The following is a 24647-nucleotide window of genomic DNA, read 5'->3' on the forward strand; positions in this document are numbered from 1 at the left end:
TTTAAGGCGCTTGTTAAAAGTGACTCGCCGTAAGGGCGAAACCATAAGCCGCCGTTACCTAAAAAACGGATATGTACTCAATCACCCAAGAACCTGGTCGGCTCAAAGGCCGCCAAGGTCAAAAGATCGCAGCCTTCGGCAGCTCCTACTTGTTCTGCGTCAGATACCGCTCCAGCGTCTCATTCTGCGCAGGCTGGGAATTGTCCCCCGCCACCTGCCACAACCGCCGCTCGATCCCCTGGGCCAGCAAATGCCCCACCGCCGACTCGATCGCCGACAACACACACAACTGCGCCGGCTCGTTGGTGGTATAGCCGACCTCGGCCTCAAGCAGCTTCTTGAACTCGATGAACTTGAACACCCCGGCACTGCGACCGACCGAATAAATGGTCTTGCTGGTCATCACGTTGGCCAGCACCTGCCCGCTGCGCACGTCCACCGCCCGCAGGTTCACCGTGACCTGATCCACGCGGTACTCACGGGAAATGTCGATGCCCAGATAGCGAGCCCCTTCCCCGCCACTGCGCACGTTGGTGTCGTAGGCGATGATCCCGCCTTCGAGCATCATGTTTGCCGCCTGCAGCGGCGGCAGTTCACCGAGGATGTTCACCGGTGTATTGGGTTTCTTTTGCGAGGCGCGGATGATCTTGCGCTCGGTCAACAGGTTTTGCAGCCCTTCACGCTCCAGTACCACGAACCAGCCACTGGCCTGCAAGGCGTCCATCAGCATGCTCGCCGCGCCCTGGGTCACGCTGGTGGAAAACGAGCTGGCCGGGGTTGGCTTGTATTGCCCGGTCTGGTCGCGAAAGCCGTACACCACGGCCATCAACTTGCCCTTGGGGCGCGGCAAGTTCAACAAGTCGTAATAGGTCGAGGCCCTGGGGGTCAGGGTCGGCGTTTCCGTGTCCTGTTCAGCGGACATCGGTTCACGCAGACCACAGCCGGAAAGCACCGCCAACAGCATCCCTAGCACCATTATTCTTTTCATATCCGTAACTCCCCATCGGCCCATATCCCCATCAAGGGGTGGTGGTGATGCCGTTTACCTGGATTTCCGACACTTCACCGGTTGCCCGGTCGGTCACGTTGATCGTCAATGCCCCCGAGTCGTCGATGACGTTGACGATAAAGGCGTCAGTCGACAGGCTCCCGGTGTTGCCCGTGGAGATGTTGTCCAGCAGTTGCCCCAGCAACCGCGATTGCAACTGACTGGTAAACCGTTCCAGGGCCGAAGTGCCGACCACAGCGGTACGGTTGTTCAGATCGGGATCGTCGTAGTCGTTCTGCGCCTGGGCGTTGTTGAGCAGCCAGGTGCCGTTCAACGGATTGCCGCCGAACGCCGGGTTGATGGGGGTGTAGACCAGCTCTGTGGCATGGACCAGGCCAGCACTTCCCGCCCCGGCAAACCAGAGGCCGAGCAACCACAGTCCCGTACGCTTGCCGAAAGTTGTTTCCTTCATAGTTCGTCCCTCTCAAGGTCGGTGGTGTCCTGCAACAAGGCTTCCAGCTTGCGCCGCACGATCTCCATGCGAACCTGGTCGGCAGCCTCATAGGCCTCGTCTTTCAACTCCACTGTGTTCGGCGGCAGGAAGCGCCGATAAACCAGTCGTTGCTGAAACTCCACGGTCACCAGGCTGCCCCAGCGCGCCGAAGGTCTTTCGCGTACCACCAGGTTGAAGTCCATCGGGCTGGTGGCACGCAGGCGCTCACTGAACGAGTAATAAAAGTCATGGCCGATGTGCGAAATCGTGTCGTCGATGATGAACCCCAGCATCTCGTCGTCTTGCGCCGAGGCGAAGCTCGCCCCCAGCGACAGGACCAGTGCCGCGAGCCAGTGCCGGATCAAGGCTGCAATGCCTCAGGTGCGGTGGACTGTGCTTTGGGCTGCCCGCTGGTGTCATCGAGGAAGGCTTTCTCGGCCACGAACTGCCAGTCCTTGTAGCTGGCCATGCCGTTGAAGTCCGACCACTGGCTGGGAAAGTTCACCTGCTTGAGCGGTTTCTCCGTGGAGGGGCAGTACACACCGCTGATCCGTCCGTCGACACCGCGTATCAGCTCCCATTCGCCCCCCGTCATCGGCTCCGGGTACAACTGGCGGATATGGTGCATGGCCGACGGGAAGCGCTCGTCCTGCAACAGGTCCGCGAGTTCTTTCGGGTACATGGCGACGCCGGGCGAACTGCGGTAATAGCTGCGCAGCGCCTGGGCATACTGCGTACCGACCCAGAGCAACTGGTTTTCCCGGTCCCGGCGTGAAGCGGTGGCCCACAACTCGCCGGCACTGGCCAGGCCCATGCCCATCACGACAATCAGAAACAGCACACCCAGGTAGGTGAAGCCGTCCTGGCCCGAAGGCTTACCATTCGGAGTAAAGGCTGCCATCACGAGCCCTCCCGGAGGCGCCACTCTTGATATCGGCCACCCCGCCCGCCACGCCTTCCGGTGGCGGGACCATGACCCAGGTATCCTTGCGCTCGGCAATCGGGTCCAGCGGCTGGTTACGCAGGTAGCGCAGTTCGACCAGCTGTTCGATGGAGTCGGGATAACGCCCGGTGTCGCCGTAGTAGTGGTCCAGCGCCTCGCGCATGGACGACAGGCTCTGGCGCAGGGTGGTCTCTTTCGAGGCTTCCAGGCTGGTGAAATAGCGTGGCATGGCGATCGTCATCAGGGTCGCGATGATTGCCATGACCACCATCAGTTCCAACAGGGTAAAACCCTTTTGCCGACGCATATGCTCACCACTCACGATAGGCGATGCCGTTGAGACCCTTGCCCCGGGCCTTGGAGTAAACGTCAAAGACGTCCTGGCCCGCCCGCGGGTTCTCAGCCGAACTGTCATAGGCACGCAGGCCCCAGCCGCCCTCGTCGTCACGCTTGACGGTGGCCAGCGGATCACGGGGGATGCGCCGCAGGAAATAGAACTTGGCCCCCTTGGCGCTGCGCACGTCACGTACACCGTCGACCAGCACTTTCAGGTTCGGCGGGTAGCCGTTGCTGTCGAGCGACTTCTCGATATAACCGGCGTCGAAGGCACGCTTGTAGGCGTCGATGCCATCGCGGATCTGGTACAGCGCGGTCCGCAGTTCCTGCTCTTTGCCCCGGCGCACCACCGTCTCGGTCAGCGGTGCGGCCATGCCGGCCAACAGGCCGACCAGGGCCAGCGTCACCACGACTTCGATCAGGGTAAAACCGCGTTGCGAGGCGTTCATGATCAAGGCTTTCCGACGGTAACGGTGGTGGCGATCGGTGCGCTCATGGGGCCGGTCTGAACCGTCGTGTTCATCGAACGGTCAGGGGCCTGGATGTGCATGCTGGTTTCGGTGCCGGTCGGGAATTCCATGTCCGACGGGCTCTGGTACGGCAGGTTGCGCACGATCCGCGGGGTGATCGACAGCACCAGTTCGGACTTGCTGACATCGTCCTTGTTACTGCCGAACAGGCGGCCAAGGCCAGGAATGTCGCCAAGGCCAGGGATCTTGTTACCGCTGCTGCCATGGTCGTTGCGCACCAGACCGGCGAGGATCTGGGTTTCGCCATCATGCAGACGCAAGGTGGTCTGGGCGTTGCGGGTATCGACCTGGACGGGAATGGTGCCCTGGGCGGTCGGCGTCAGCGGCGTGGCGTTACTGACTTCCAGCGCGATCTTGATCGCCACTTCGTTGTTCAGGTGCACGATGGGCTGCACTTCAAGCTTCAGACCGACGTCGAGGTAAGTCACGCTTTCGGTGATCACCGGGCCCTGGGTCGAAGGCACCGAGGTGGCGCTGATGATCGGCACGCGCTGACCGATGTGGATGCGCGCCTGTTCGCGGTTGCTCACCCGGATCACCGGGCTGGCCAGGGTGTTGATGTCCTTGTCCTGGGCGTTGATCTTGGCCTGGGGCGCCGGGCTGATGGAGATGCGGCTGGAGTCGATGCCTTTGAGCTGGTCAAGGATGGACACTGGCGAGCCGTCGCTGTTGATCACACCGAAGGTGTTGGGCCATTGCAGGCCGAGGTCGAGAATGCGCTGACGGGCCACTTCCATCACTTCCACTTCCAGCACCACTTCGGGGTTGGACTGGTCCTGCGATTGCAGGAGTTTTTCCGCCATGCGGATGGCGTCGCCGGTGTCGCGCATGGTCAGGGTATTGAGGCGTTCATCGACGAACACGTCGCGGGTCTTGAGCATGGTCTTGATCATGTTCAGCGCGGTGTTGGCATCGATGCTGGTCAGGTAGAAGGTGCGCATCACCAGCTCCTGGTAATCCTTGAGCTTCTGCGGCGAGTCCGGGTAAATCAGCAAGGTGTTTTCATTCACCACTTTCTGGTGCAACTGGTTCTGTTGCAGCAGCAATTCCACGGCGTCTTCGATGCGCACGTCACGTACGAAGATCGTGGCTTTCATGTCCGGGCGCAGGTCCTTGTCGAAGATGAAGTTCAGGCCGGCGACCTGGGACAGCACTTCGAAAATGGTCTTCAGGTTGGCGTCGCGAAACTCCAGGGTCACCGGCCGGTCCAGGCGTGTACGCAACTGCGGGTACTGCACCACGTTGCGGCTCTGCACCAGGCGGATGCTGTCTTGCAGTTCCCGGGCTCCCTCGTTCTGCGGGTCCAGTTCGAGAATCTGCTTGACCTGGCGGTCGGCACCGTAGATGTCACCGCGACGCAGGTCGCCACGGGCCATTTCGAGTTTCTCGTCCATGCTGCGCAGGTAGTCGAGCTGGCGCAGGGAGTCCTGGGCACGACGGTTGTTCGGCTCGATACCCAGGACCCGGCTGTAGCCCATGCGGGCCCCGGCAAAATTACGCTGGGCCCGGTCCATGTCGGCCTGGGTCAGCAGTGCCGTCACGGCGCGGGCCCGACCACTGTTGAGTGCTATGTGCAGATCGGTATCGCGAGGGTTCTCGCGCAACCCCTGTTCGATGCGAGCCAGGCCGGCTTCGTACTGGCCAGATTCCATCAGGGCGGAAGCTTCTTCCTTGGCGACCTGCGCCGAACTGCATGCAGCCAGCCCTGCGCAGAGACAAAGGCTCATCAGCAAACGGGATTTGTTCATTCCGTACTCCCCACAGACAGAGTCTGAGCTAAATGCAGAGGCAGGTAGACCAGGCTCAGCTCCTCGTTGGAAATGCGCTCGATCCGCCAGGTTTCGTCGATGACATCCCCTTTGCGTACGACGTATATTTTTTCGCCGCTCTGCAAGAACACCTGCAGATCGGAACGGTCATCCAGCCTGCCGACAAACTGGAAGGGCAACGGCGGTGCAGTGGGGACCTGCACCTCTGGGGTCACGACTACCGGTTGTTCAATGACGGTGCCGAGGACCGGCTCCGCTTTCCAGCTGCGGGCGGCGAACAGGTCGCCTGCCGGGCTCAGGTCCTTGATCGGTACGACCGCCGCGGCGCTCGATGCAGCCGCCGCTGCGCCGGGGGCCTTGCCTTTGGCTGACGTGGCCACGGCGACCAGCGCCGGGTCGCTGTCGTCAGCCTGCTTGAAGTATTCGGGGAACCAGGCGAGCGCGGCCGCTACACCGAAGAACGCCACCCAACCCACCACTCGTTTGGTATTCATCATGACCTCGACAGGTAAAGGGTCATGCGGATCCGCCCGGTCAGGTCGGTATCGGCGATCTTCTTGCGCTGCAGCTCCACATCCTCCAGCACCACCGCCGGCAACTGGCCGAGCAAGGCGTGCAGGAAACGCCGCAGTTGCGGATAGCTGCCACGTACCGGCAGCAGAATCTGATAACGGGCCAGGTGCGTCTTGGGGTCCACGCCCAGGGAGTACTCACCCCGGGACAAGGTGATGCGCTCCTGGGCGGCCAGGGCGTAGATCTTGTCGATGGCCACGGTGGCCTGGGGCTGGGACGGCAACTTGCTGCGGAAGTCGTCGAGCTGGCGCTGCGGCACCACCGGTGCGGCCACCGTGCCGTCTTCGACCTTGGCCAGGTACTCGGTGGCTTCGCGGGTCTGCTGGCTGAGGCTTTGCAGCGACTGCCAGTCCGGCAGCAATCCGACCAGGCCATAGCTCAGCGCCAGCACCAGCATGGCCAACCCTGCCAGCCCCGGAACGCCCAGGCCTTGCAGGTATTCGTGGACGATCAATTTATGGATTTGCATCGCCGATCTCCCAGGTAGCCGACAGGTTGAACTGCACCGGGTGTTCCGGCACGTTGGCGACAATTTCGTGGCTCAGCAGCGACACGTCGGACAGCTCGTCGCTGGCTTCGAGGCGGCGGTGGAAATCGAGCATGGCGTCCAGGTCCATCGCCTCGGCGCTGATCCGGACCTGGCCTTTGCGGGCGTCCGGGGTCAGGGTCAGCAGGGCAATGTTGTCCCGCGGCATGGCTTCCAGCGTGGCGAACAGACGCTCCCAAGGGCGGCGCAACTGCTGGGAGACCTTGCGCATTTCGGCCAGGTTCTGCGCCTGCTCGCGAGTTTCCGCCGGGGTCAGGCCGGGCTTGCTGCCGTTGTCGCCGGTGAGCACCCGCTGGGTGGTTTGCAGGTGGCCCTGCTGTTGTTCGGCCTCGTTGCTCAGGTGCTGCTGCACCAGCGCGCAACTCAGTGTCAGCACCACGCCACCGGCCAGCAGGCTCCAGCCCAGGGGGCCTGCACGGCGGCGCGGCTGGAAGTCGAGCATCAGGGGGCGCATGTCAGGCCACCGCCCGAGACATGACGTACAGGCAATCGCGTACGGCTGTCCGGTCTTCTTCGAGGGTGCGCAGATGCACACCGGGCACATCAGGGTGCGAGTCGATGCGCGCCGGCGCATGCAGGTAGACCGTCAACGGCCGTTCGCTGGTGGATGCCTGCAACTGGTTCTCACGGCCGATCAGCGCCGTCAGGGCCGCATCACTGTCGCTGCTGCCCACCGAACGCACCGAAGTCCAGCGCCCTTCCCGGGCCAGCAGCATCACGCTGCGTACCGGTTCGGCGACCACGAACAGGAAGTCCTCGGCATCAAGGCTTTTATCGAAATGGTTGAACGCCGCCATCAGGTACGGCTGCACCGAACGCAGGCGCAAGCCACGCGCGCTGACCAGGGCGCGCAGGCGGTCGAGCAAGTCCTGGGGCAGCGCGGTAGCGATACGGTCATAACCGGCAGGCTCGGCCGACAGCACCAGGCTCCAGGGTTGCGTCGGCGCACCGTAGAGATCTTCGAAACACAGTTGGGCGAAGCCGAGCAATTCGGCCGGGCTGCTGATCTGATCGCTCCAGGGCACCAGGCAATAGCGGCTGAAGTGTCCGGAGACCACCACCGTCAGTTCCGCCCTGGCAACGGCGTGCTCGGCCAGCAAACGGTCGAGGGTGTCGAGGGCCACCGCCCAGGCCTGGAAACCTTCGTCGATGTAGCCGACGCTGCCCAGCCAGTGGGTTGCACTGCCTTGCCGATGCCCCAGGCCTACACCGCTGGCGCCGAGCACGGCGACAAATTGCTCACGAGATAAAAGTGACACGATTGATCTCCTCGAGAGTGGTCCGGCCTTGTTCGACCATCTCCAGCGCCGACTCGCGCAACAGGCGCAAGCCACGTTTGCAGGCATGGGCCTTGATTTTCGAGATGGGTTGGCGCTCGACGATCATTTGCCGCAGTTCGTCATCCAGGTGCAGCAGCTCGGCAATCGCACTGCGCCCGCGATACCCGGTGCCCCGGCAATGCCCGCAACCCTTGCCGTGGACGAACGTGTAGTGAGCGACCTTTTGCGGATCGAGCCCCGAGACCTCCAGCTCTTCTTCTGTCGGGCTGTAAGGGGTGCTGCAACTGGTGCAGACCAGGCGGATCAAACGCTGGGCCAGGACGGCATTGAGTGCCGAGACCAGGCTGTAGGGATCGATTTCCATCTGGGTGAACCGGCCGATCACGTCGAACACGTTGTTGGCGTGGATGGTGGTGAACACCAGGTGACCGGTGAGCGCCGATTGCACGGCGATCTGTGCGGTGTCCGGGTCGCGGATTTCACCGACCATGATCTTGTCCGGGTCATGACGCAGGATCGAGCGCAGGCCCCGGGCGAAGGTCAGGCCCTTTTTCTCGTTGACGGGGATTTGCAGTACGCCCGGCAGTTGATATTCCACCGGGTCTTCAATGGTGATGATCTTGTCCACGCCGTGGTTGATCTCGGTGATCATCGCGTACAGGGTGGTGGTCTTGCCGCTACCGGTAGGCCCGGTCACCAGCACCATGCCGTAGGGTTCGGCGGCCAGCCGGCGCAACTGGCGCAGGGTATCTTCTTCAAAGCCCAGGGCCTGCAGTTGCACGCCACAGACTTTGTCGGCGAGGTCCTGTTTGTCGAGCACCCGCAGCACCGCGTCTTCGCCGAAGATGCTCGGCATGATCGACACCCGGAAGTCGATCTGCCGGCCGCTGATGCCGATCTTGAAACGACCGTCCTGGGGCACGCGTTTTTCGCCGATGTCCAGTTCAGCCATGACCTTGACCCGGGAAATCACTTGCTCGGCGAACTCGCTGCCCTGGATCTTGCTGATGTTGTTGAGCACACCGTCGATCCGGTACTTGATCACCAGGCCGCTGCCGGTGGTGCCGAGGTGGATGTCGCTGGCGTGCATTTTCAGCGCGTCGTACAGCGTCGAGTTGACCAGCTTGACCACCACGCTGGCGTCTTCGCTGATGCTGGTCAGGGACAGGCTTTGCAGGGTGTCGATCTCGGCTCCGCCCTCGGCCTGGGCGTTGAGCGATTCCACCGCGTGGAAACTTTCTTCGTGACGCGCAAGGTAGGCCTTCAGGTCGTCGGCATGCACCAGGTACAGCGGCGCGCCGTGCAGGCATTCATCGATCCAGGCCAGGCGTGCGCTGTCGAAGGGGTCGGCGAACACGCCGATGACCGCGTCGTCGTGACGCAGCAGGATGAATTCACGCTTGAGGCATTGGGCCAGGGTCACCCGGTCGAACACCGGGGTGGCACTGAACAGGCTGTCGGTGTCGAGCACCGGGTAGTGCAGGGTTACACCCAGGCACTGGATGAAAGGCATGGGAGCCAGTTCACTCAACTCCCCGAGGGTGTCCAGCATCCGCTCGCCGGAACTGGTGGCCAGGGCGCGGGCCTGGGCCAGTTGTTCACTGGTGAAACGAGTCGGTACACCTTCCACTTGCGCCGGTTCTACGGCAAGGGATAGACGGTCCATGGCATGCTCTCCAACGCCCGGGGCTTTGAGCCCTGTCGGCGCGGCGAGCCATTTCGGCACAGGCCGGAACGTCTTGTCGCGCCACTACTCCCCGGTGAGCAATTGTTCGTCGTCTGGCGCCTTGGAGGCCGATGTATTTTTTCGGCGATCTGCAAGCACCCAACTACCGTCGTACAACTGCAGCGGGAAACTCTCGGTCCTGCTCTGGCGTCGTTCGACGAATCCTTCGGAGGTGCTCACACCCGGCCTGGGCTCGCGTCGCCTGCCCAGAAGATCAAGCACTGCACGGGCCAATTCCGCCAACGGAAAGGGCTTGAACAGGATATGGCTGACTCCCAGTAGCCGGGCCCGCTCGCAAACTTCCGCGGTTGGATGCCCTGTGATCAGCACAAAATGGCACTTCCTGTTCTGGCGGACGGCATCGAGCACCTGAAAGCCTTCCATATCGGGCAAGCGGTAATCGAACACCATCACATCGGGTGCGAAATCGTCTGCTTCGGCGATTCCATGTGCACCGTCGTGAGCAATCCGGACTTCCAGCGCTTGCGCCTGCAGGTAACCCTGGAGGTTTTCCGCCAGCAGCTGTTCGTCATCAACAACCAGTACTTTATTTAACAAGGTCGACTCCTTGAAACCGCAGGTCCGGGTTTTGAACCTGGCGGAGCGCGTGCCCTGAGAGGACTAACGCACACTTCATGCCAGACTGAGCGCCGGTAAATTTAGACCTTCATGTCCTTGAATTTAAAAACAATGCCTTTTCGTCCAGCAATCCCATCCCCCAAAAACGGGGAAAGCGATCGGATGGGCATTGACGTTTTTCCCCCATTGTTGGGGAACACCCTAGTCATCATCAATCCGCTCGATCCGATTACGCGAACGCAATTGTGCCAATGCCTGCAAGCGCGCCTGAACCTGTTGCTGCCGGGCAAGGTAAGCCCTGACCATCTCAAGTCCTTGTTCCTCTGGGACATGGATCGCCTCCCTGTGGTTCTCTGAATAAATCAGATGCCAGCCCACCGACGTGCGCACGGGTTCGCTGAGGGCCCCCGGTGCCAGGGCAAACGCGGCAGCCTCGAACTCCGGCAGCATCCGCCCACGGGGAAAGTAGCCCAGGTCACCCCCTTCGCTGGCCGACGCGTCTTCGGACCCGCTACGGGCAACGCTGGCGAAATCGGCCCCGGCAACGATGGACGCCCTTATCGCCATCAAGCGTAGTCGCGCGGCCTCGACAGTGGAAGCATCCGCACCGGGCGCTACCTTGACCAGGATATGCCGGGCCCGCACTTCTTCGGGCCGGTTCAGCTCGTCACGGTGTTCTTCGTAGTACGCCCGGACCTGTTTTTCGTCCGGGCCGGCGGCCTGGATGAGGTCATCGAACACTTGCCGGGCCGCCAGTTCACGGCGGGTGTATTCGGTGTAACCGGCCTCGTCGAAACCGGCCTCTTCCAGACGCCTGGCAAACACCTCGGCTCCGCCCATGGCCTGACGGGTCTGATCGATCTGGTCCTTGACCACGGCATCACTGATCACCACGCCGCGCTTGACGGCTTCCTGCCACAGCAATTCGCGGTCGATCAAGGCATCCAGCGCGGCCTTGCGCAGTTGCTTGTAGGCTTTCGGATTGCGGATGTTGCCTACCGCCCGGCCCTGATCTTCCAGGTATTCGGCGAAGTAGCGCTCCAGGCGCAGTTGGGAAATTTCCTCGCCATTGACCCGCGCCGCGGCCGGACCATTGCTGCACCACGCCACGGGCACCCATAGCGTCAGCAGGACCAGCAAAGCGTTGAGTTTCATGATCGGCCTCCGGTCAGGGCGTGGCAGCGACAGGTTTATAGGGGGCGACCAGATAGAATCGCTGGTCCGGCAGATCCACCGTGACGATATGGGCACCACTCAAGCCCAGGCGTCGGCCAGGACCAAAGCTCATCAGGGGTGTCAGCCCGGTATCGAAGTCATGCAGGCCTTCCAGGGCGCTGACCAGCTTTTCGCGGCTGGCATCCCGCCCGGCCTGCTTCATGCCTTCGCTGAGCAGCATCATCGAACTGAACGCGCCCACTTGCAGTATCGCGTGCTGGCCACCGAGGCCCTGGTGTTCGCGCAACTGGGTCAGGGCCAGGCGCCCGGCCTGGGTCCAGTCGCTGGGCACGAACGGATAGGCCAGGAACACCCGCCGGGAAAATCCGCTGGGCACCTGCGTCAGATTGCCCGCCACCTGGTTCGAGGTAGCGAACAGGTAAGGCACCTGCCCCGCCGTTTGCAGGCGCTCGGCCAGCCGGCTGAAGCCGCTGCTGGTGCCCAGGTAAAACACCGAGCGCGAGCCCAGGGGCAAATCATCCCCGCTCGGGTCGTAGGCTTGCAGGCGCACCTTTTGCCAGGCGTGCCCCTGCAAGTACTGGCCGAGTTCCTGCGCCGCCAGCCGTTGGCCGGATTCGTCCGGATAGGCGATCAGCGTCGGCCCCTGAAGCACCCGCAGGCTGGCACTGGCGTAATCGGCCAGGGCGATCAATTGCTCACGAAGCCCCGGCAGTGGTTCGAATATCTGCGGGCTGGCGTGGGGCGTGCCCTGCAAGGACAGCGGCCCGATCAGGGGAATGCCGGCCCGTTCCAGGCGCATGGCGAGGTCCACGTCCAAGGCCGGCGCCAGCGGGGCGATCAGGGCGAACACCTGCTCTTCATCGATCAGCCGGTCCAGCGCCTTTTCGGCACTGGCGTGATCGGTACCGGGGTCGAGGATGGTCAGGCGCAACTGCCGGCCGTGAATACCCCCCGCCGCGTTGATACGCGTCACGCAGCCCTTGAGCACCGCCGCCACCGTGCCGCTCTCCTCGCTCAATGGCCCGGTGCCCGGCAGCAACGTGCCCAGGTGCAGACTGTCGGGGGTCAGGCCCGGATCGCGGTCTTCGGCCAGGCGCTTGAGGTATGCCGTCAGGTTGCGTTGATCGTTCATCGACAACACGAACCGTGGCATCGACGGATCGAGCCGGTTGTTGCCGGGGTCGCGCCCCTCCTGCACCGCCCGCGCCAGGGTGCTGTCGCTGTAGCCCGGGTAACTGCGGCCGTTGATGTGCTGCTGGCCATGGCTGCTGGCCAGCCGCGACCAACTCAGGTCCGGGGGGCGCACCCCGCCTTCCGGGCGCCCGAGGCCGTCTTCGCCATGACAGTTGGCGCACGGCAGGCTGGTGGCCGGCAGCACCATGTTCGATGCGCCGACCCGGGCCATGATCGGCTCGCCGCTGGCCGATACACCTTCGCGGTACAGGCGCTTGCCGGCACTTTCGCTGGGGCTCAGCGGCAGCGCCTGGACGCTGAGCGTAAGGCCGCCGAAGAGCAGCAGGCCAAGGACGAGGGCAGTATTGATGGCCATGGCTAGCGTCCGGCCACGGGCATTGCCAGCAGCTGCAGGCGCTGGGCAATGGCGGCCGCCGGGGCATCGGGACGGATTTTGCTCCAGCGTTTGTTGGCCACGTCACCGACGATCAACTGGGTGGAGTGCTGCTCGGGGGTCGGCACGATCTGACCGATGCGACCCAATACAAGGTCCATTTGCGCCTTGTCGCCGGTAAGAAAAAACCAGTGGGGCCCATCGACGCCCTGTTTCAAGGTGTAAGCCTTGAGTACCGCCGGGGTGTCCCGCAGCGGATCACTGGTAAGGGAGATAAAGGTGATGCCGTCGGCCTTGTCGCCGAGCACTTCACGCACTTCCTTGAGCTTGCGGGTAATCAACGGGCAAGCATCGTCGCAACGGGTGAAAATCACATTGAGCAGCACCACACGGTCTTTCAGTGTGTCGCTATAGAAACGCAGCGTGTTGCCGTTCTGGTCCTGCAACGGCGTGTCGGTGAACCAGGTCTTCGCGTCATGGGTGCCGCTGGACGGTTGCGCGGCGGCCACCGCAAGCGCGGGCTGCTCATGCCCTTCGTGGGCAAACGCCACTGAACTGAAAATGCAGTAGCAGATGCCCAGGGCAAACCAGTCGATGGCTCTCATGGCTGTTGCTCCATGGCAATGGCAGTGTGCTTGACGTGGGTGTTGCGTTCACCACTGAGTTTCTCGACGGCCCGGGCCAGTTCCGTCGGGTCGGTGAAACCGTAGTAGCGGGTCCAGAAGCGGTTGTTGCCGTCGCCCACCAGAATCAGCGGCGAGTGGTTCTTGAAGTCACCGCTGTAGGCGCCCAGGCCCTTGAGGGTGGCATCGACCGACTGCGGCGAACCGGTCAGCCAGCTCCAGCCCGGCCCCTGCTGGAAAGTGCGGGCGTAGTCGTTCAGGCGTTGGGGATCGTCACGCTGCGGGTCGATGCTGATCGACACCAATTGCACCTCGCTGCCGACCCGCGCACCCAGCTGTTTCTGCACCTTGCCCATGATCGAGGACACCACCGGGCAGACCGTGGTGCAGCTGGTGTAGATGAACCCCATGACCACGATCTTGTTGCTCACCAGGTCTTTTTCCAGGCTGACGACCTTGCCGTTCTGGTCCAGCAAGGTCACGTCGGCAATTTTGATCCGGGCGGTCTCCTGGCCGGCCTTCCTGGCGGCCCTGTCGTGCCCGGCGTGCTCGTCCGTCGAATGAGCCAGCGCCTGGCCGATACCGATGGCCAACAGGCAGAACGTCAGCATGCCGCGATGTGCGAATCGGTTCATGTCAGTTTCCTCTTAGTGGGTATCGCCGGGTATGACCCGGACGCTGGCAAAGGTCTTGTCATCGAAACTCGAGCCCAGGGACGCCGCACGCACGTGCAGGTACCAGGCACCGTCCTGGTCGAGGGTCACCGGGGCTTCATAGACACCGTCGGCGACTTCCAGCGCGGCGACCTCCTGTGGTCGCGATGTCGGGGCGCGGAAGTAGCGCACCTGGACATCCCGGACCCCGCTGCGCTGCGCCTTCTGCTTGCCCTCGACGATGCGAAAGCGCACCAGGTACGGGCTGCCCAGGTCAGCGGTGGACTTGTCGAGCATGAACTCCACTTTCGGCACGCCACGGTGCGGGTCGAGCCGCTTGTCCTCCTCCACCAGGGTGCTGAAGCAGTGGATGATGTTCGGCTGGTTGAGCAGGAACGCCACGTCGAAACGCCCCGCCGCCGGTAGCTTGACCCGCGAGCTGTACAGCCCCGGCGCGATTTCCCGCAGGCTGCGGTCAATGACCAGTGCTGCCCGCGCCACTTGCCCGCGATTGGGGTAACCGGACATCGGCGCGTTCATGCCTTCGGCGTAGAAGTAGGTGGTGTTGTCCACCGGGTTGACCACGAACACCGCGTTGTCGTCCCGCGATACCGCCAGGCTTGACGCCAGTGGCAGGTCACCGGCCATCCGCGGTGCCTGGGGTCCGGCCTCGAACCCCTGGGTGATCGGCGTGCGGCCCTCGCCGAGGGAGGCCAGGTTGATCATCGTGACCTTGGGCGAAGCCAGCCCGCGCACGTAGGCATAGGCTTTGGTGAACACCACTTGCCAGGGCTCGGCGGAGACGTTCAGTTCATGGATCAACGCGTCGTTGGCGGTGTCGATCACCGCGGCCTGGTTCTCCAGGGTGTTGAGCACGATGCCGAAACGACCGTCGGCGCTGAAGCCCATCGGGCCCAGGCCCTGCTTGAGCCTGATCACCCGGCGCACCGACTGGCTGTTGCCGTCGACGACGGTCACCGTGCCATCCTTGCCATCGGCCACATAGGCGGCACCGGACAACGGCGAATACCTCACCGACAACGGGTGCGAACCGGTCTTGAGTTGTTTGCTGATGCTCAGGCTGGCGATGTCGACGATGCTCAGCGTGCCGTCGTCGCGGTTGGTGACAAAGGCAAAACGGCTGTCCTTGCTGAAAGCGATTTCGTGGTGCCCGGCCCCGGTGGCCAGGTGCTTGAGGGGTTTGAGGCTGGCAGCGTCAATCACCGTGACCCCGGATTGCCCGTCGGCCTTGGCGTTATTGCCGACCCACAGCAAGCGTTCGTCCGGTTGCAGCGCCACGCGCACCGGATGGCTGCCGGCAACCACCGAGTCGATCAGCTTGAACTCTTGACTGTCGATCACCGCCACCTCGCCGGCGGCGGGCATCGAGACAAACACTCGTTTGTTGTCTTTGGGCGTCACCCAGTCCATCGGCGGCTGTTTCAGTTCAATCCGCGCCAGGGTGCTGGTGATGCCGCCGACAGACACCGACGGATCGATCACCGAGACGCTGGCGTCACGGTTCATCACCAGCAGGAAGTAGCTGTTGAGGTCGAGCAAGGGGCGTGCGCCGATGTTCGATTTGAGGAAGGTACCGACCCGCGACTTGCAGCTCCTGTCGCGGCCCTGGGCCTGGTCGGCGGCGACCGCTTGCGGGTCGAGCCAGGCGCCCGGCGCGACGCCGGACAAGGGTTGGCCCGAGGCTTTGTCCGTCACGCGAAATTGCACGTCGGCGAAGCCGCCCTCACGCAATACGCCGTCCTCGGCCAGCGGCTTCACATCAAGGACCACCGAAATCCCGTCACGCTCCAGCGTCCGGTCGCTCCAGGTGTCGGGCAAGGCGACCTCGCTGAGCATGTTCGCAGGCGCCGTTCGCCACACGCCGATCCCGATCAGCGCCATGCCGACGATCAGCGCGCTGCCAACGATTTTGATGGTCCTGTCCATAGCACTTTCCTCTATACAGATCTGTGTCTGCCTTGCATGCCCCTGGTGGGCGCGAGCCTGCTCGCGATGGCGTCATTCGCCGCACCACACACAACCGAGGTGATGCCTTCGCGAGCAGGCTCGCTCCCACAGGGGTGGTGCTTTACAACCCCTTTCCTACGGTGCCGGTGCCGTTGTCGGCGCCGGTTCATTCGTGACCCGCAGCAAGCCCCACAGACCGGCGGTGTTGCCGAAGGACGCGTTGTCACGGAACAGGTAATCCCCGGCAATCGCATTGCTGCCACCGGCGCTCGGGTGCATGGCGCTGAAGTGGGCGGCCGGCAGCACGCTTTCACGGGCGCCGATGTACATCGACATCGGGTTCAGGCCGAACCGCACCGAACCGACGCCGGGGGTCCACATCGGATAGCCGTCGACATCGCTCTTCTCCGACAGGTACGGGTTGACCGACCAGAGGTGACCGTCGAGCTGGAAAGTCGCGCCGCGACTGCCGCCGGTCGGCATCAGCACATGGGTGCGGAACGGCTGCCCGGGTTTGACGTAGAACACCGGCGTTTGTGGATCGCCGCCCACCAACGCGTTGCTGTAGGCCATGTGGGCGTTGGGCACGTCACCGTAGCCAGAGCCGTCCGCGCGGCCGAACGGTGCATCCGGAGCGAGGCCGAAGCGATACCACAGGGGCTCGGTCTTGTAGTTGATGGCCATGCCGGCGTTGTCCTTCGGATCGTTCGGCACGCCCATGCCTTCCGAGGCGATGCCTTCCACCGGCCGTCCACTCGCCCACCGCAGGTTCAAGGCCCGCTGCCAGACCATCGCGAAGTCACGGTAGACCGCCTGCCCCGTCGCCGTGACCGTGGCCGATGCCCGCTTGGCGTCCTCGACCCAGGTGGCGCCGGCCGGCAGCACACTCATCGCCCCGCCAAGGCCTTTTTGCGGCTGCTTGATCACATCCGCCGGGGTGAAATTCAGGCCGCCGAACTCCACCGCCGTGGCGTTGATGTTGTCGACGTTGCGGCCCAGTTGGGTCACCGGTTTGCCTTCACGCTCCAGGTGCCCGGCGTAGTACTGGTAGGTACGGGTCGGGTAGGCACCGCTGTTGCCGACTCGCGGTGGCACGGTCTGGATCGGGTTGACGCCGACGTTGGTGCCGTCGGACTTGGTGACGTCGTAGGCCAGCAATTGCGCATGCAGGCCGACATGGCTGGAGGGCCGCAGCAGGTTGTTGTTGAAGGTGGTCGAGCCGTCGCCGTCATTGCGGTCACGCTTGACCAGCCCCTGCAGGATGGCGGTCTGGGCCAGGTCAGGCATCACGCTCGGCAGACGGTTCTCCAGGGTGATATTGATGCAATCCCCGGCCGCGGCGCGCAGCACCAGCGGTTCGACTGGCACGCCCGGCTTGAGCTTGCCGGTGCTCGGGTCGAGGTCGGCCTTGCGCACGTACAGGACCGCGGTCGGGTCATGGATCGGCCCGCTCTGGCCACCGATGGTGATGGTTTCGCCGTCCTCGGGATCGGTCACCGTCACCCGGGGAATGCTCACGGTCCGCGAGTTGAACACCAGGGTGCCGCCCGCCGGGTTCAGCGGCCCGCCGACATGCTGGCCAAGCCCCTCGGGGTCGCCGATCGATAACCCCAGCGGATTGCTCAGGATGTCGTTGGCCAGCGCCGCCACGACCTCGTAGTTGCGCTGCACGGTCGGCCTGGTACCGATGCCGTTCGGGTTGGCGCTGATCCGTGGGCAGGTGCCGTCAAACGCCACGGTGTTGCGCATGCCCGCCGGTTTCGGGTTGTTCGGCAGCGCGAACAGGTCGTTGCGTTGCGCGGTGTAGTTGCGCATCACGCCCCAGATGCCGTTCCAGTAGCCTTCGATCGAGGCGTCCATCGAGTACAGGTAGTCACCCGTGGTCGCCGCGGAACTGGAGAGCATCGACAACGGCGCAATGAAGCCCATCTGCTCGGAAATCCCGACCATTTGCGAAGCGCGCCAGCCCGAGTTGGAGCTGTTGCCATAGCCGGTGCCGCTTTGCAGCCACTTCACACCGTGCAGGGTGACGTTGTGCTCCTCTTCATGGCCGCCGGCATGCACCCGCAACCGCACGTTGTCGCCGGTGTAGGTGCGCAGCATCGGTGTGAACGGGTCGCCCGGTTCCGCACCGCCACGGTTGATGTGCGGCGGGAACAGCGTAGTTCCGCCGGTCGGGCCGGTGGCCGAAGTCACCAGGTTCGGCGCCAGGTTCATCGCAGGGATCGCACGATCGGTACGGCTTTGCATGGCGAACGACAGATCGCCGCCGAGGCCGTCGGCCTGCATGCCGCGCTTGCCGTCCGGGCCGACCTTGTTCGGGTCGAACACCCGCAGGCCCAGGGGTTCGTTGCGGTAATTGACCACGAACATGCCGGGGTCATCCACCGAGATCGCTTGCGGACATGGCCGGCTCGGGCAGCCAGGCTTGATGCCGCCGCGGGCCTCGACCACCGACTCGAGCAGGTTGCCGGCGTTGTTGCGCACGGGCGGGTTGATCGCATAGCGGAAGCTGTCGGCCGTCGCCGGGAACGCCTGGGGATTGGGCACGCCATTGGGGCCGGCGCCGACGTACACACCGGCTTCGTAGGCGTGCTGGAAGTCGCTGTACTCCAGGAAGAACTCACGGAAGCTGTCGTTCTTGCCGTCGTTGTCCAGGTCACCGGTCGATATCACCGCCTGCCATGAAGTCGGCCCGCCGTCCGAGCGCGCGCCGCTGTACAACGGCTCGCCCGTTTCGGCATGGAACCAGGTGGAACCGGCGGGTTCGGCCAGCACGGTGGCGTACAGGCCGATCTGCTGGTGAGTCGACGGGCCGAGGTGGTCGTGGGTGAAAATGGTCCCCAGGCCACGGTCGACCCCCTTGGTGTTGATCACCGGATCGATGAACCAGCGCTGCATCGCCGTGCGCGCCCCCATCCAGTCCGCCCGACCATATTGACCAAAGAACGGATGCGCCTTGGCCACCGGGCAGGCTGGCGTACCGTCACGCGGGTCGGTGCCCTGGCACTGGTTGAACGCGCGGATGGCATGGATGCGCTCCACCACGGCACCCGGGGAAAGCACGCCGTCCTCGTAGTTCCAGCCGTTGGATGAACCATCGGCGGACGTCAGGTCCCACTTCGGCAAGTGAATGTGCTGGCCGATCACATCGGTCGGGGTGCGCACCTGATAGTCGTCCATCTCATAGGTGGCCGGCACCAGGTTGGTTTGCTGGTACTGCACGCAGTCGAAGGTGTTCATGCGCATCACCAGCGGTTCCGGCGGACGCTGCTTGGTGATCACCGGCCAGGCGTCTTCCCACAGCGCCAGGATGCGCGCCTGCGGGAAGTGGTAGCCGACCTTGTTGTACACCGCGTCGAACTGGATGTTGGCCGCCTTATAGATGCGCGGGCGGTCGGCGGTGAAGGTCGAGGAGCCGGTGAAGGACATGCCGTCGATGCGCTCGCCGCTATGGTATTCACCGCTGCCGGCACTGCTGGTCAGGCGCTTGGCCCGATCATCCATGCAGGGTTCGTAGAACGGTGCACCGGCAATCGGCAAGGCGCCATTGGTGCGGAAGTTGCGCGCAACCACCTGTTTGTCCGGCAGCACGGCAAAGCTGGGGTGGTCCTTCTTGGCGTGGAAGGCCATGGCCGCCTGTTCGACCTCGGTCCCCTCTTCCGGCAGGTAAATCGGTTTGGCCCGCTTCACTTCCTTGGAGAAGTCCAGCGAGGTGGTCACCGTGTGCGCCTCGCCACCGGCAGACACGCCGTCCAGCGCATGGCGCCCCAAGCCACCGTCCCAGCCACCGGACTGGTTCGGGTCGAGGTTGGCCCACAAGCCATTGCCGCTGGTTTTCAGGGCCTGGGCCTTGGCGGCGTCGAGCATGTCCAGCGGCGGGGTTGGCGGGCGTTGGCCGACCGAACTTTCCATGCCGCCGATCCAGAAGGGGAAACCGGGATTTTTCAGGCTGCCGTCGGCGTTGCGGTTGGCTTCGCTGCGATCGACCAGCGCCAGCGAGCCGATGGCTCTGACACCGCCATTGCCGCCGTCATCATCGTCATCGTCGTCGCCCGCGGCTATCAGGGTCTGGCCGACTTTCGGCACCACAACGACCTTGCCCGGCATCGGAGCCATGGCTTTGCCGGGCAGCGGCACCACCGCCGGGATCGGCGTACCGGCGATGATTTCGCCGTCGGGCAAGGCCCGCGCACCGGCTGCCGGCTTGCCGCTACGCAGCGCATAGGGTTTTTTGTGGAAGCCGTCTGCACCTTGCTGGGACACTTCGAGCCGGGTGCCTTCTTCGAACACATCGTGCACCCGCCACATGGCCCACATGCCCTGGGCGAAGTGCGGGTAGAAGTGGCAGTGGTAGATCGCATCGCCCGCTACGCGGTTACGGTTACCCGAACCACCGTTGGCGATTTCATAGGTGTAGCCCGAACCCGGGCCGATGCCCTGGGCGTCCAGGTAATCGGTGTTGTCATCGTTCGGGTTGTACAGCCATTGATGCCCGTGCAGGTGGAAGATGTGGTGTTCGTAGCCGTTGTGGGTGTTGCGGAACTTGACGAAGTCACCGATGTAGCTGTGATTGACGTTGGACGGCTCCGACGGATAGAGCGCCATGGTCGCCTTGACCCCGACCTGATCGGCACGCGGCACTTCGCCCGGGCGAATGTTTTCCAGGCCGGCGTTGGCCGGTACGTCCACCAGCATCGCCACATCGCCCACGGTGTGCGAGCTGAGGAAAAACTCTTCATAGGCGCAGGACAGGCAATCGTGCATCGGCCCCACGCCCAGGCGGTTGGCGACCACTTCAGCGCCCATGCCACCGGAGCCGTAGTTGATCATGAACGAGTCGCGGGTCGGCTCCAGCACATGGCCCATCACCGGGTCTGCAAAGTACGCCGGGAAAGCTTGGGTGACGGCGGTTTCATCCTGGAACTGCGAAGCGAAATCGCGGAACGGCTCCAGCCGGTTCGGCAGCGCCGGATTGCGTTTGCCCATGGCTTCCAGCGGATAGGTCGATGGCGGGAAGCTGCCGTCGGCGTTACTGCCCATCACGATCGCGTCGCTTTCGCCGGAAATGATCTCACTGCCGTCCACCATATTGATGATCGGCGTACCGGCCTTGCCTTCGCGAATCCACGGCTCGCGCTGCGGGTAGCGCGCCTGGTAATCGACGATTGGCTGGCCGGCCGGCGTACGTCCGGTGCTGGCCAGGCGCATTTCTTCTTCGGTCAGGGTGTTGCGGTAAGTGCGACCACCCTTGGGCACGACCACGACCTGGGCGAACAGCCCGTTGGCGTTGTTGCCCGCCGCGCCCTCGCCACCGAAGGTCGCGCCACGGCTGCTGACATCGAACGCGCCTTCACGTTCGGCGTACAGGGTGTAGGAACGGCTGCTGCCGGGGGCGACGAGGCTGTTGGCGTTGCGACCGGTATAGGAGGCGATGTCATCGATGCTGTTGACGGCCTGCAGGCCGTTGACCTGGAAACCGACATGACGGTCGGCCACCTGCTCATCGGCCTTGAAGTCTTCGGCATGGCCGCCCTGGCCGCCCTCTTCCTCTTCCTCGCCCTCCTGCTCAAACGCATCATGACTGCCCGGATTGGCCTGATAGGCCAGCAGGTTCTGCAGATTAACGGTCAGGCAATCGCCGGCAGCCACACGCAGCACCAGCGGACGCGGACGCTTGTCGGGCCGCAGGGAAACCTTGCCCGGCACTGCTGCGCCCCCTTGGGCGAGGGAAATGTCATGGTCATCGACCACATCGCGACGCAGGGCGAACATCATGCCGTTGACGTTTTGCGCCCCCAGGCGGTTGAACATCAGCGGCTGATCGAACGCCACGACGTTGGCCACCAGGTTGCGCTCGCAACGTGCAGCTGCGCTGGCAATCTCGATACCGAACATCGAAGTCACCAACAACAGCAAATGAATCAGGGACGGGGCGGGGGATATACCGACCATGGTCTCGGGCCTCGTTACGGGTTTGCAGGGAAAACTTCACGACAAATCGACGAGAGCAATCCGCATGCCACAAAAAATAACTTTATTATTCAGCGAGTTATAACTACTACTTGATAAACCGGGGGGGATATTCCCCACCCAATCCCCCACTTTCCGACTGGGGCCACCATTCCCCACTATTGGGGAAATCCCCCCCGGGGTTTCGATCACAGCGGCTCATCCGCGGACAACCCCTGCAAACGCCGATACTGGTTCAGCACGTTGGGCACATAACGCTGGGTTTCGGCGAACGGCGGGACCACGTTGCCGCGGCTGAGCACCGCTTGCGGGCCGGCGTTGTAGGCCGCCACGGCGAGGCGGATATCGTTGTCGAACATCGTCATCAGGCGCTTGAGATAGCGGGCGCCGCCCTGGATGTTGGCCTTGGGGTCGTAGACGTTGGTCACGCCCATTTCGCGGGCGGTGTCGGGCATCAACTGCATCAGTCCGCGAGCGCCCTTGGGTGAGGTAGCACGGGCGTTGTAGCTCGACTCGGTCTTGATCACTGCGTGCAGCAGCGCCGCCGGCAGTTCGTTGGCCGTGGCCGCCGCCGCCACCAGTTCGGCGTAGGGTTGCGCGGCGATCAACTGCGGCTGCTGGTCGAGGCTGACGACCGGCGCATCGGGTTCACGGATCACCCGTTCATAGTGGCGTCCGGGGCGGTGGACATTGGACAGGACGTAGCTGCCTTTGGCGTCCACGGAAACAAACACATCGGCCTGGGCGGCGCCGGTCAACACCAGCAGACCCAGCAACCCGGTGGTGAGTGATTTCATTATCAGACCTCCCCTACCCGGCCCCGAAAAATGGGGGTATTGCCCCAATGGCCAGTCGTGCAACAGCCATACGCAAGCACTGTGCCGTAAGTGAGAAGGCCCATAGTACGGGGGGTGCAGAAGGATCACCGGGCATGAGCATGGCAATTGCATGCAACGACATGACAACTGGCAACACTGCTGCCTACCGTGCGAGGTCATCATGAATCAGCATCTGCGTTATGCCCGGCGAACCCAAAGCGGGTTCACCCTGCTCGAACTGTTGGTGGTGCTGGTGGTGCTGGGGCTGTTGGCCGGCATCGTGGCGCCGAAGTATTTCGCCCAACTGGGCCGTTCCGAAGTGAAAGTGGCCAAGGCACAAATAGAAGGCTTGAGCAAAGCCCTGGACCTTTACCGCCTGGAGGTCGGCCATTACCCCTCGACCGAACAGGGATTGCAGGCGCTGGTCACCGCGCCCAGCGACGAACCGCGCTGGACCGGCCCCTACCTGCAGAAAAAACTCCCCCAAGACCCTTGGGGCCGCAGCTACGCCTATCGCTATCCCGGTGAAAACAGCGAGTACGACCTGTTGTCCATGGGCAAGGACGGGCAACCCGGCGGCGAAGGCGAGAACGCCGAAGTCACCAACTGGAACTGACGGACATGGCGACCATGCGCTTTCACCTCAAGGCCGTCGGCAAAGCCGGTGTCGTCTCAATGACCGTCGATGCGCCGGGGCAAAGCGAAGCCAGGCGCATCGCCGAAGACCAGGGCCTGCGGGTGGTCAGCCTGCACGCCGAGCGACATTGGCGCGCGTTGCGCCTGCACAGGCGCGAGACGTTCAACCTGGTGTTGTTCAGCCAAGAGTTGACCACCTTGCTCAACGCCGGCCTGCCGTTGATCGATGCGCTGGAAAGCCTGGCGGAAAAGGAAAACGCGCCTCAAGCCCGCAAAACCCTGAGCGAGCTGGTGCGCCTGCTTTACGAGGGCAAATCGTTTTCCCAGGCCCTGGGCCAGTTGTCGGCCGTTTTCCCGCCTTTGTACGTGGCGCTGGTGCAGTCCAGCGAGAAGACCGGCGCCGTCGGCGATGCCCTGGGCCGATATGTCAGCTATCGACAGCGCATGGACGAGGTTCGCCAGAAGATCATCAGCGCGTCGATCTACCCCATGCTGTTGCTGGTGGTGGGCGGCGGCGTGGTGTTGTTCTTGATGGGCTACGTCGTGCCGCGCTTCAGCCTGGTGTTCGAAGGGCTGGGGTCGAACCTGCCGTGGTTGTCGCAGATCCTGATGAGCAGCGGCATGTTCCTTCACGCCCACCAGGGCGAATTCTTCGGTGGCTTGCTGGCCATCATCGTCGCCCTCGTCCTGCTGCAGCGCCAACCGGCGTTTCGGCGGGGGCTGGACCGCGTGATCGAAAAACTCCCCGCGGTGCACCAGCGCATCTTCATGTATGAGCTGGCACGCTTCTACCGTTCCCTGGGCATCCTGCTGCAAGGCGGCATTCCCCTCGTCACCGCCATGGGCATGGTCCGCAACCTGCTCACCGTCGCCTCCCGCAGCCGGCTGGACCAGGCCTGCGAACGGGTTCGCGAAGGGCAATCGTTGTCCACCGCACTGGAGCTCAACCAACTGGTGACCCCCGTGTCCCTGCGCCTGCTGCGCGCCGGTGAACAGTCCGGCAACCTCGGGCAGATGATGGAGCGCAGCGCCGACTTCTACGACGAAGAAATCAGCCGCTGGATCGAATGGTTCGTGCGGCTGTTCGAACCCTTGCTCATGACCTTCATCGGCCTGTTGATCGGGGTGATCGTGATCCTGATGTACATCCCGATCTTCGAACTGGCCTCGAGTATTCACTGACCTTTGGAACAGGGCCGCGCTGTCCGTTGCATTTCTTCAACCACCCAACTGAATAAATCAGCCCGCCGAGGTGTTCAACAGGTTCCCATGGGAAAAATGCAGCACGTTGCAAGCTTCATCAACGTTCCAGGCTCAAACAAGAAGACGGAGAACGACATGCACATCAATAAGCTTTTACTGGCAGTAGCTATTGGCGCGGTTCTGTCGGCGTCTACCGTACTGATTCCGGACAGCCTGTCCGGGGTATCCAGTGCTCAGGCCAAGGATGGGGGCAGTGGCGGTGGGGG

The 24647-nt window shown here is 63.3% G+C and carries 22 protein-coding genes; 2 read left to right on the forward strand and 20 right to left on the reverse strand.

Annotation, left to right across the window (positions count from 1 at the left end; genetic code table 11):
• Positions 1-145 precede the first annotated feature (145 nt).
• From AC07YV_RS27755 to AC07YV_RS27850, 20 genes are all read right to left on the reverse strand, one after another.
• Entirely contained in the window at positions 146-988 is an 843-nt protein-coding gene (locus AC07YV_RS27755) for a CsgG/HfaB family protein (protein ID WP_102702436.1), read from the reverse strand.
• Positions 989-1019: 31 nt separating this feature from the next.
• Complete coding sequence (locus AC07YV_RS27760; protein ID WP_102702437.1) at positions 1020-1460, reverse strand: curli assembly protein CsgF; 441 nt, start codon at positions 1458-1460, stop codon at positions 1020-1022.
• The gene (gene csgE / locus AC07YV_RS27765; protein WP_371317892.1) at positions 1457-1843 is read right to left on the reverse strand and encodes a curli production assembly/transport protein CsgE; all 387 of its coding nucleotides are present in this window, start codon (positions 1841-1843) and stop codon (positions 1457-1459) included. Before csgE ends, AC07YV_RS27760 begins: the two co-directional genes overlap by 4 nt.
• Positions 1843-2382, reverse strand: a complete 540-nt coding sequence (locus tag AC07YV_RS27770; RefSeq protein WP_102702439.1) for a type II secretion system protein — start codon at positions 2380-2382, stop codon at positions 1843-1845. The genes csgE and AC07YV_RS27770 overlap by 1 nt, the downstream gene beginning before the upstream one ends.
• A complete protein-coding gene (locus AC07YV_RS27775; RefSeq protein WP_102702440.1) occupies positions 2357-2731 on the reverse strand; it encodes a type II secretion system protein in 375 nt (124 codons plus the stop codon). Before AC07YV_RS27775 ends, AC07YV_RS27770 begins: the two co-directional genes overlap by 26 nt.
• A 4-nt stretch (positions 2732-2735) precedes the next feature.
• On the reverse strand, positions 2736-3209 hold the full coding sequence (locus AC07YV_RS27780) for a type II secretion system protein (protein ID WP_102702441.1): 474 nt from the start codon (positions 3207-3209) through the stop codon (positions 2736-2738).
• 2 nt (positions 3210-3211) lie between these two features.
• Positions 3212-5038 (reverse strand): secretin GspD/PilQ domain-containing protein, encoded by a 1827-nt coding sequence (locus tag AC07YV_RS27785; RefSeq protein WP_102702442.1) that lies wholly within the window; start codon positions 5036-5038, stop codon positions 3212-3214.
• Positions 5035-5553, reverse strand: coding sequence for a hypothetical protein (locus AC07YV_RS27790; protein WP_102702443.1), 519 nt, complete (start codon positions 5551-5553; stop codon positions 5035-5037). Before AC07YV_RS27790 ends, AC07YV_RS27785 begins: the two co-directional genes overlap by 4 nt.
• Entirely contained in the window at positions 5553-6101 is a 549-nt protein-coding gene (locus AC07YV_RS27795) for a type IV pilus inner membrane component PilO (RefSeq protein ID WP_102702444.1), read from the reverse strand. Before AC07YV_RS27795 ends, AC07YV_RS27790 begins: the two co-directional genes overlap by 1 nt.
• Complete coding sequence (locus tag AC07YV_RS27800; RefSeq protein WP_102702445.1) at positions 6088-6633, reverse strand: PilN domain-containing protein; 546 nt, start codon at positions 6631-6633, stop codon at positions 6088-6090. Before AC07YV_RS27800 ends, AC07YV_RS27795 begins: the two co-directional genes overlap by 14 nt.
• Position 6634: 1 nt before the next feature.
• Complete coding sequence (locus AC07YV_RS27805) at positions 6635-7438, reverse strand: hypothetical protein (protein ID WP_102702446.1); 804 nt, start codon at positions 7436-7438, stop codon at positions 6635-6637.
• Positions 7419-9125, reverse strand: a complete 1707-nt coding sequence (locus AC07YV_RS27810; protein WP_102702447.1) for a GspE/PulE family protein — start codon at positions 9123-9125, stop codon at positions 7419-7421. The genes AC07YV_RS27805 and AC07YV_RS27810 overlap by 20 nt, the downstream gene beginning before the upstream one ends.
• A gap of 84 nt (positions 9126-9209) precedes the next feature.
• Complete coding sequence (locus tag AC07YV_RS27815; RefSeq protein ID WP_102702448.1) at positions 9210-9743, reverse strand: response regulator; 534 nt, start codon at positions 9741-9743, stop codon at positions 9210-9212.
• A gap of 222 nt (positions 9744-9965) precedes the next feature.
• The gene (locus AC07YV_RS27820) at positions 9966-10919 is read right to left on the reverse strand and encodes a peptidylprolyl isomerase (RefSeq protein ID WP_102702449.1); all 954 of its coding nucleotides are present in this window, start codon (positions 10917-10919) and stop codon (positions 9966-9968) included.
• Positions 10920-10932: 13 nt separating this feature from the next.
• The gene (locus AC07YV_RS27825; protein ID WP_102702455.1) at positions 10933-12483 is read right to left on the reverse strand and encodes a cytochrome c/ABC transporter substrate-binding protein; all 1551 of its coding nucleotides are present in this window, start codon (positions 12481-12483) and stop codon (positions 10933-10935) included.
• An 8-nt stretch (positions 12484-12491) separates the two neighbouring features.
• Entirely contained in the window at positions 12492-13112 is a 621-nt protein-coding gene (locus AC07YV_RS27830) for an SCO family protein (RefSeq protein WP_102702450.1), read from the reverse strand.
• The gene (locus AC07YV_RS27835; protein WP_102702451.1) at positions 13109-13765 is read right to left on the reverse strand and encodes an SCO family protein; all 657 of its coding nucleotides are present in this window, start codon (positions 13763-13765) and stop codon (positions 13109-13111) included. Before AC07YV_RS27835 ends, AC07YV_RS27830 begins: the two co-directional genes overlap by 4 nt.
• Before the next feature lie 12 nt (positions 13766-13777).
• Positions 13778-15730: a YncE family protein gene (locus tag AC07YV_RS27840; RefSeq protein WP_102702452.1), complete on the reverse strand. Its 1953-nt coding sequence runs from the start codon at positions 15728-15730 to the stop codon at positions 13778-13780.
• Positions 15731-15886: 156 nt separating this feature from the next.
• Complete coding sequence (gene mnxG, locus AC07YV_RS27845; protein ID WP_494990379.1) at positions 15887-21706, reverse strand: manganese-oxidizing multicopper oxidase MnxG; 5820 nt, start codon at positions 21704-21706, stop codon at positions 15887-15889.
• A gap of 206 nt (positions 21707-21912) precedes the next feature.
• Positions 21913-22521 carry a lytic transglycosylase domain-containing protein gene (locus AC07YV_RS27850; RefSeq protein WP_102702454.1) on the reverse strand — a complete coding sequence of 203 codons (609 nt, stop codon included), beginning with the start codon at positions 22519-22521 and terminating at the stop codon, positions 21913-21915.
• Between the two features lie 202 nt (positions 22522-22723).
• Between AC07YV_RS27850 and gspG the strand changes: the two genes are divergently transcribed.
• Both gspG and AC07YV_RS27860 read left to right on the forward strand, forming a co-directional pair.
• Positions 22724-23158: a type II secretion system major pseudopilin GspG gene (gene gspG / locus AC07YV_RS27855; protein ID WP_102702456.1), complete on the forward strand. Its 435-nt coding sequence runs from the start codon at positions 22724-22726 to the stop codon at positions 23156-23158.
• A gap of 14 nt (positions 23159-23172) precedes the next feature.
• A complete protein-coding gene (locus AC07YV_RS27860; RefSeq protein ID WP_102702457.1) occupies positions 23173-24360 on the forward strand; it encodes a type II secretion system F family protein in 1188 nt (395 codons plus the stop codon).
• The last annotated feature ends 287 nt before the right edge of the window (positions 24361-24647 follow it).

The organism is Pseudomonas sp. GW456-E7 (assembly GCF_059424105.1).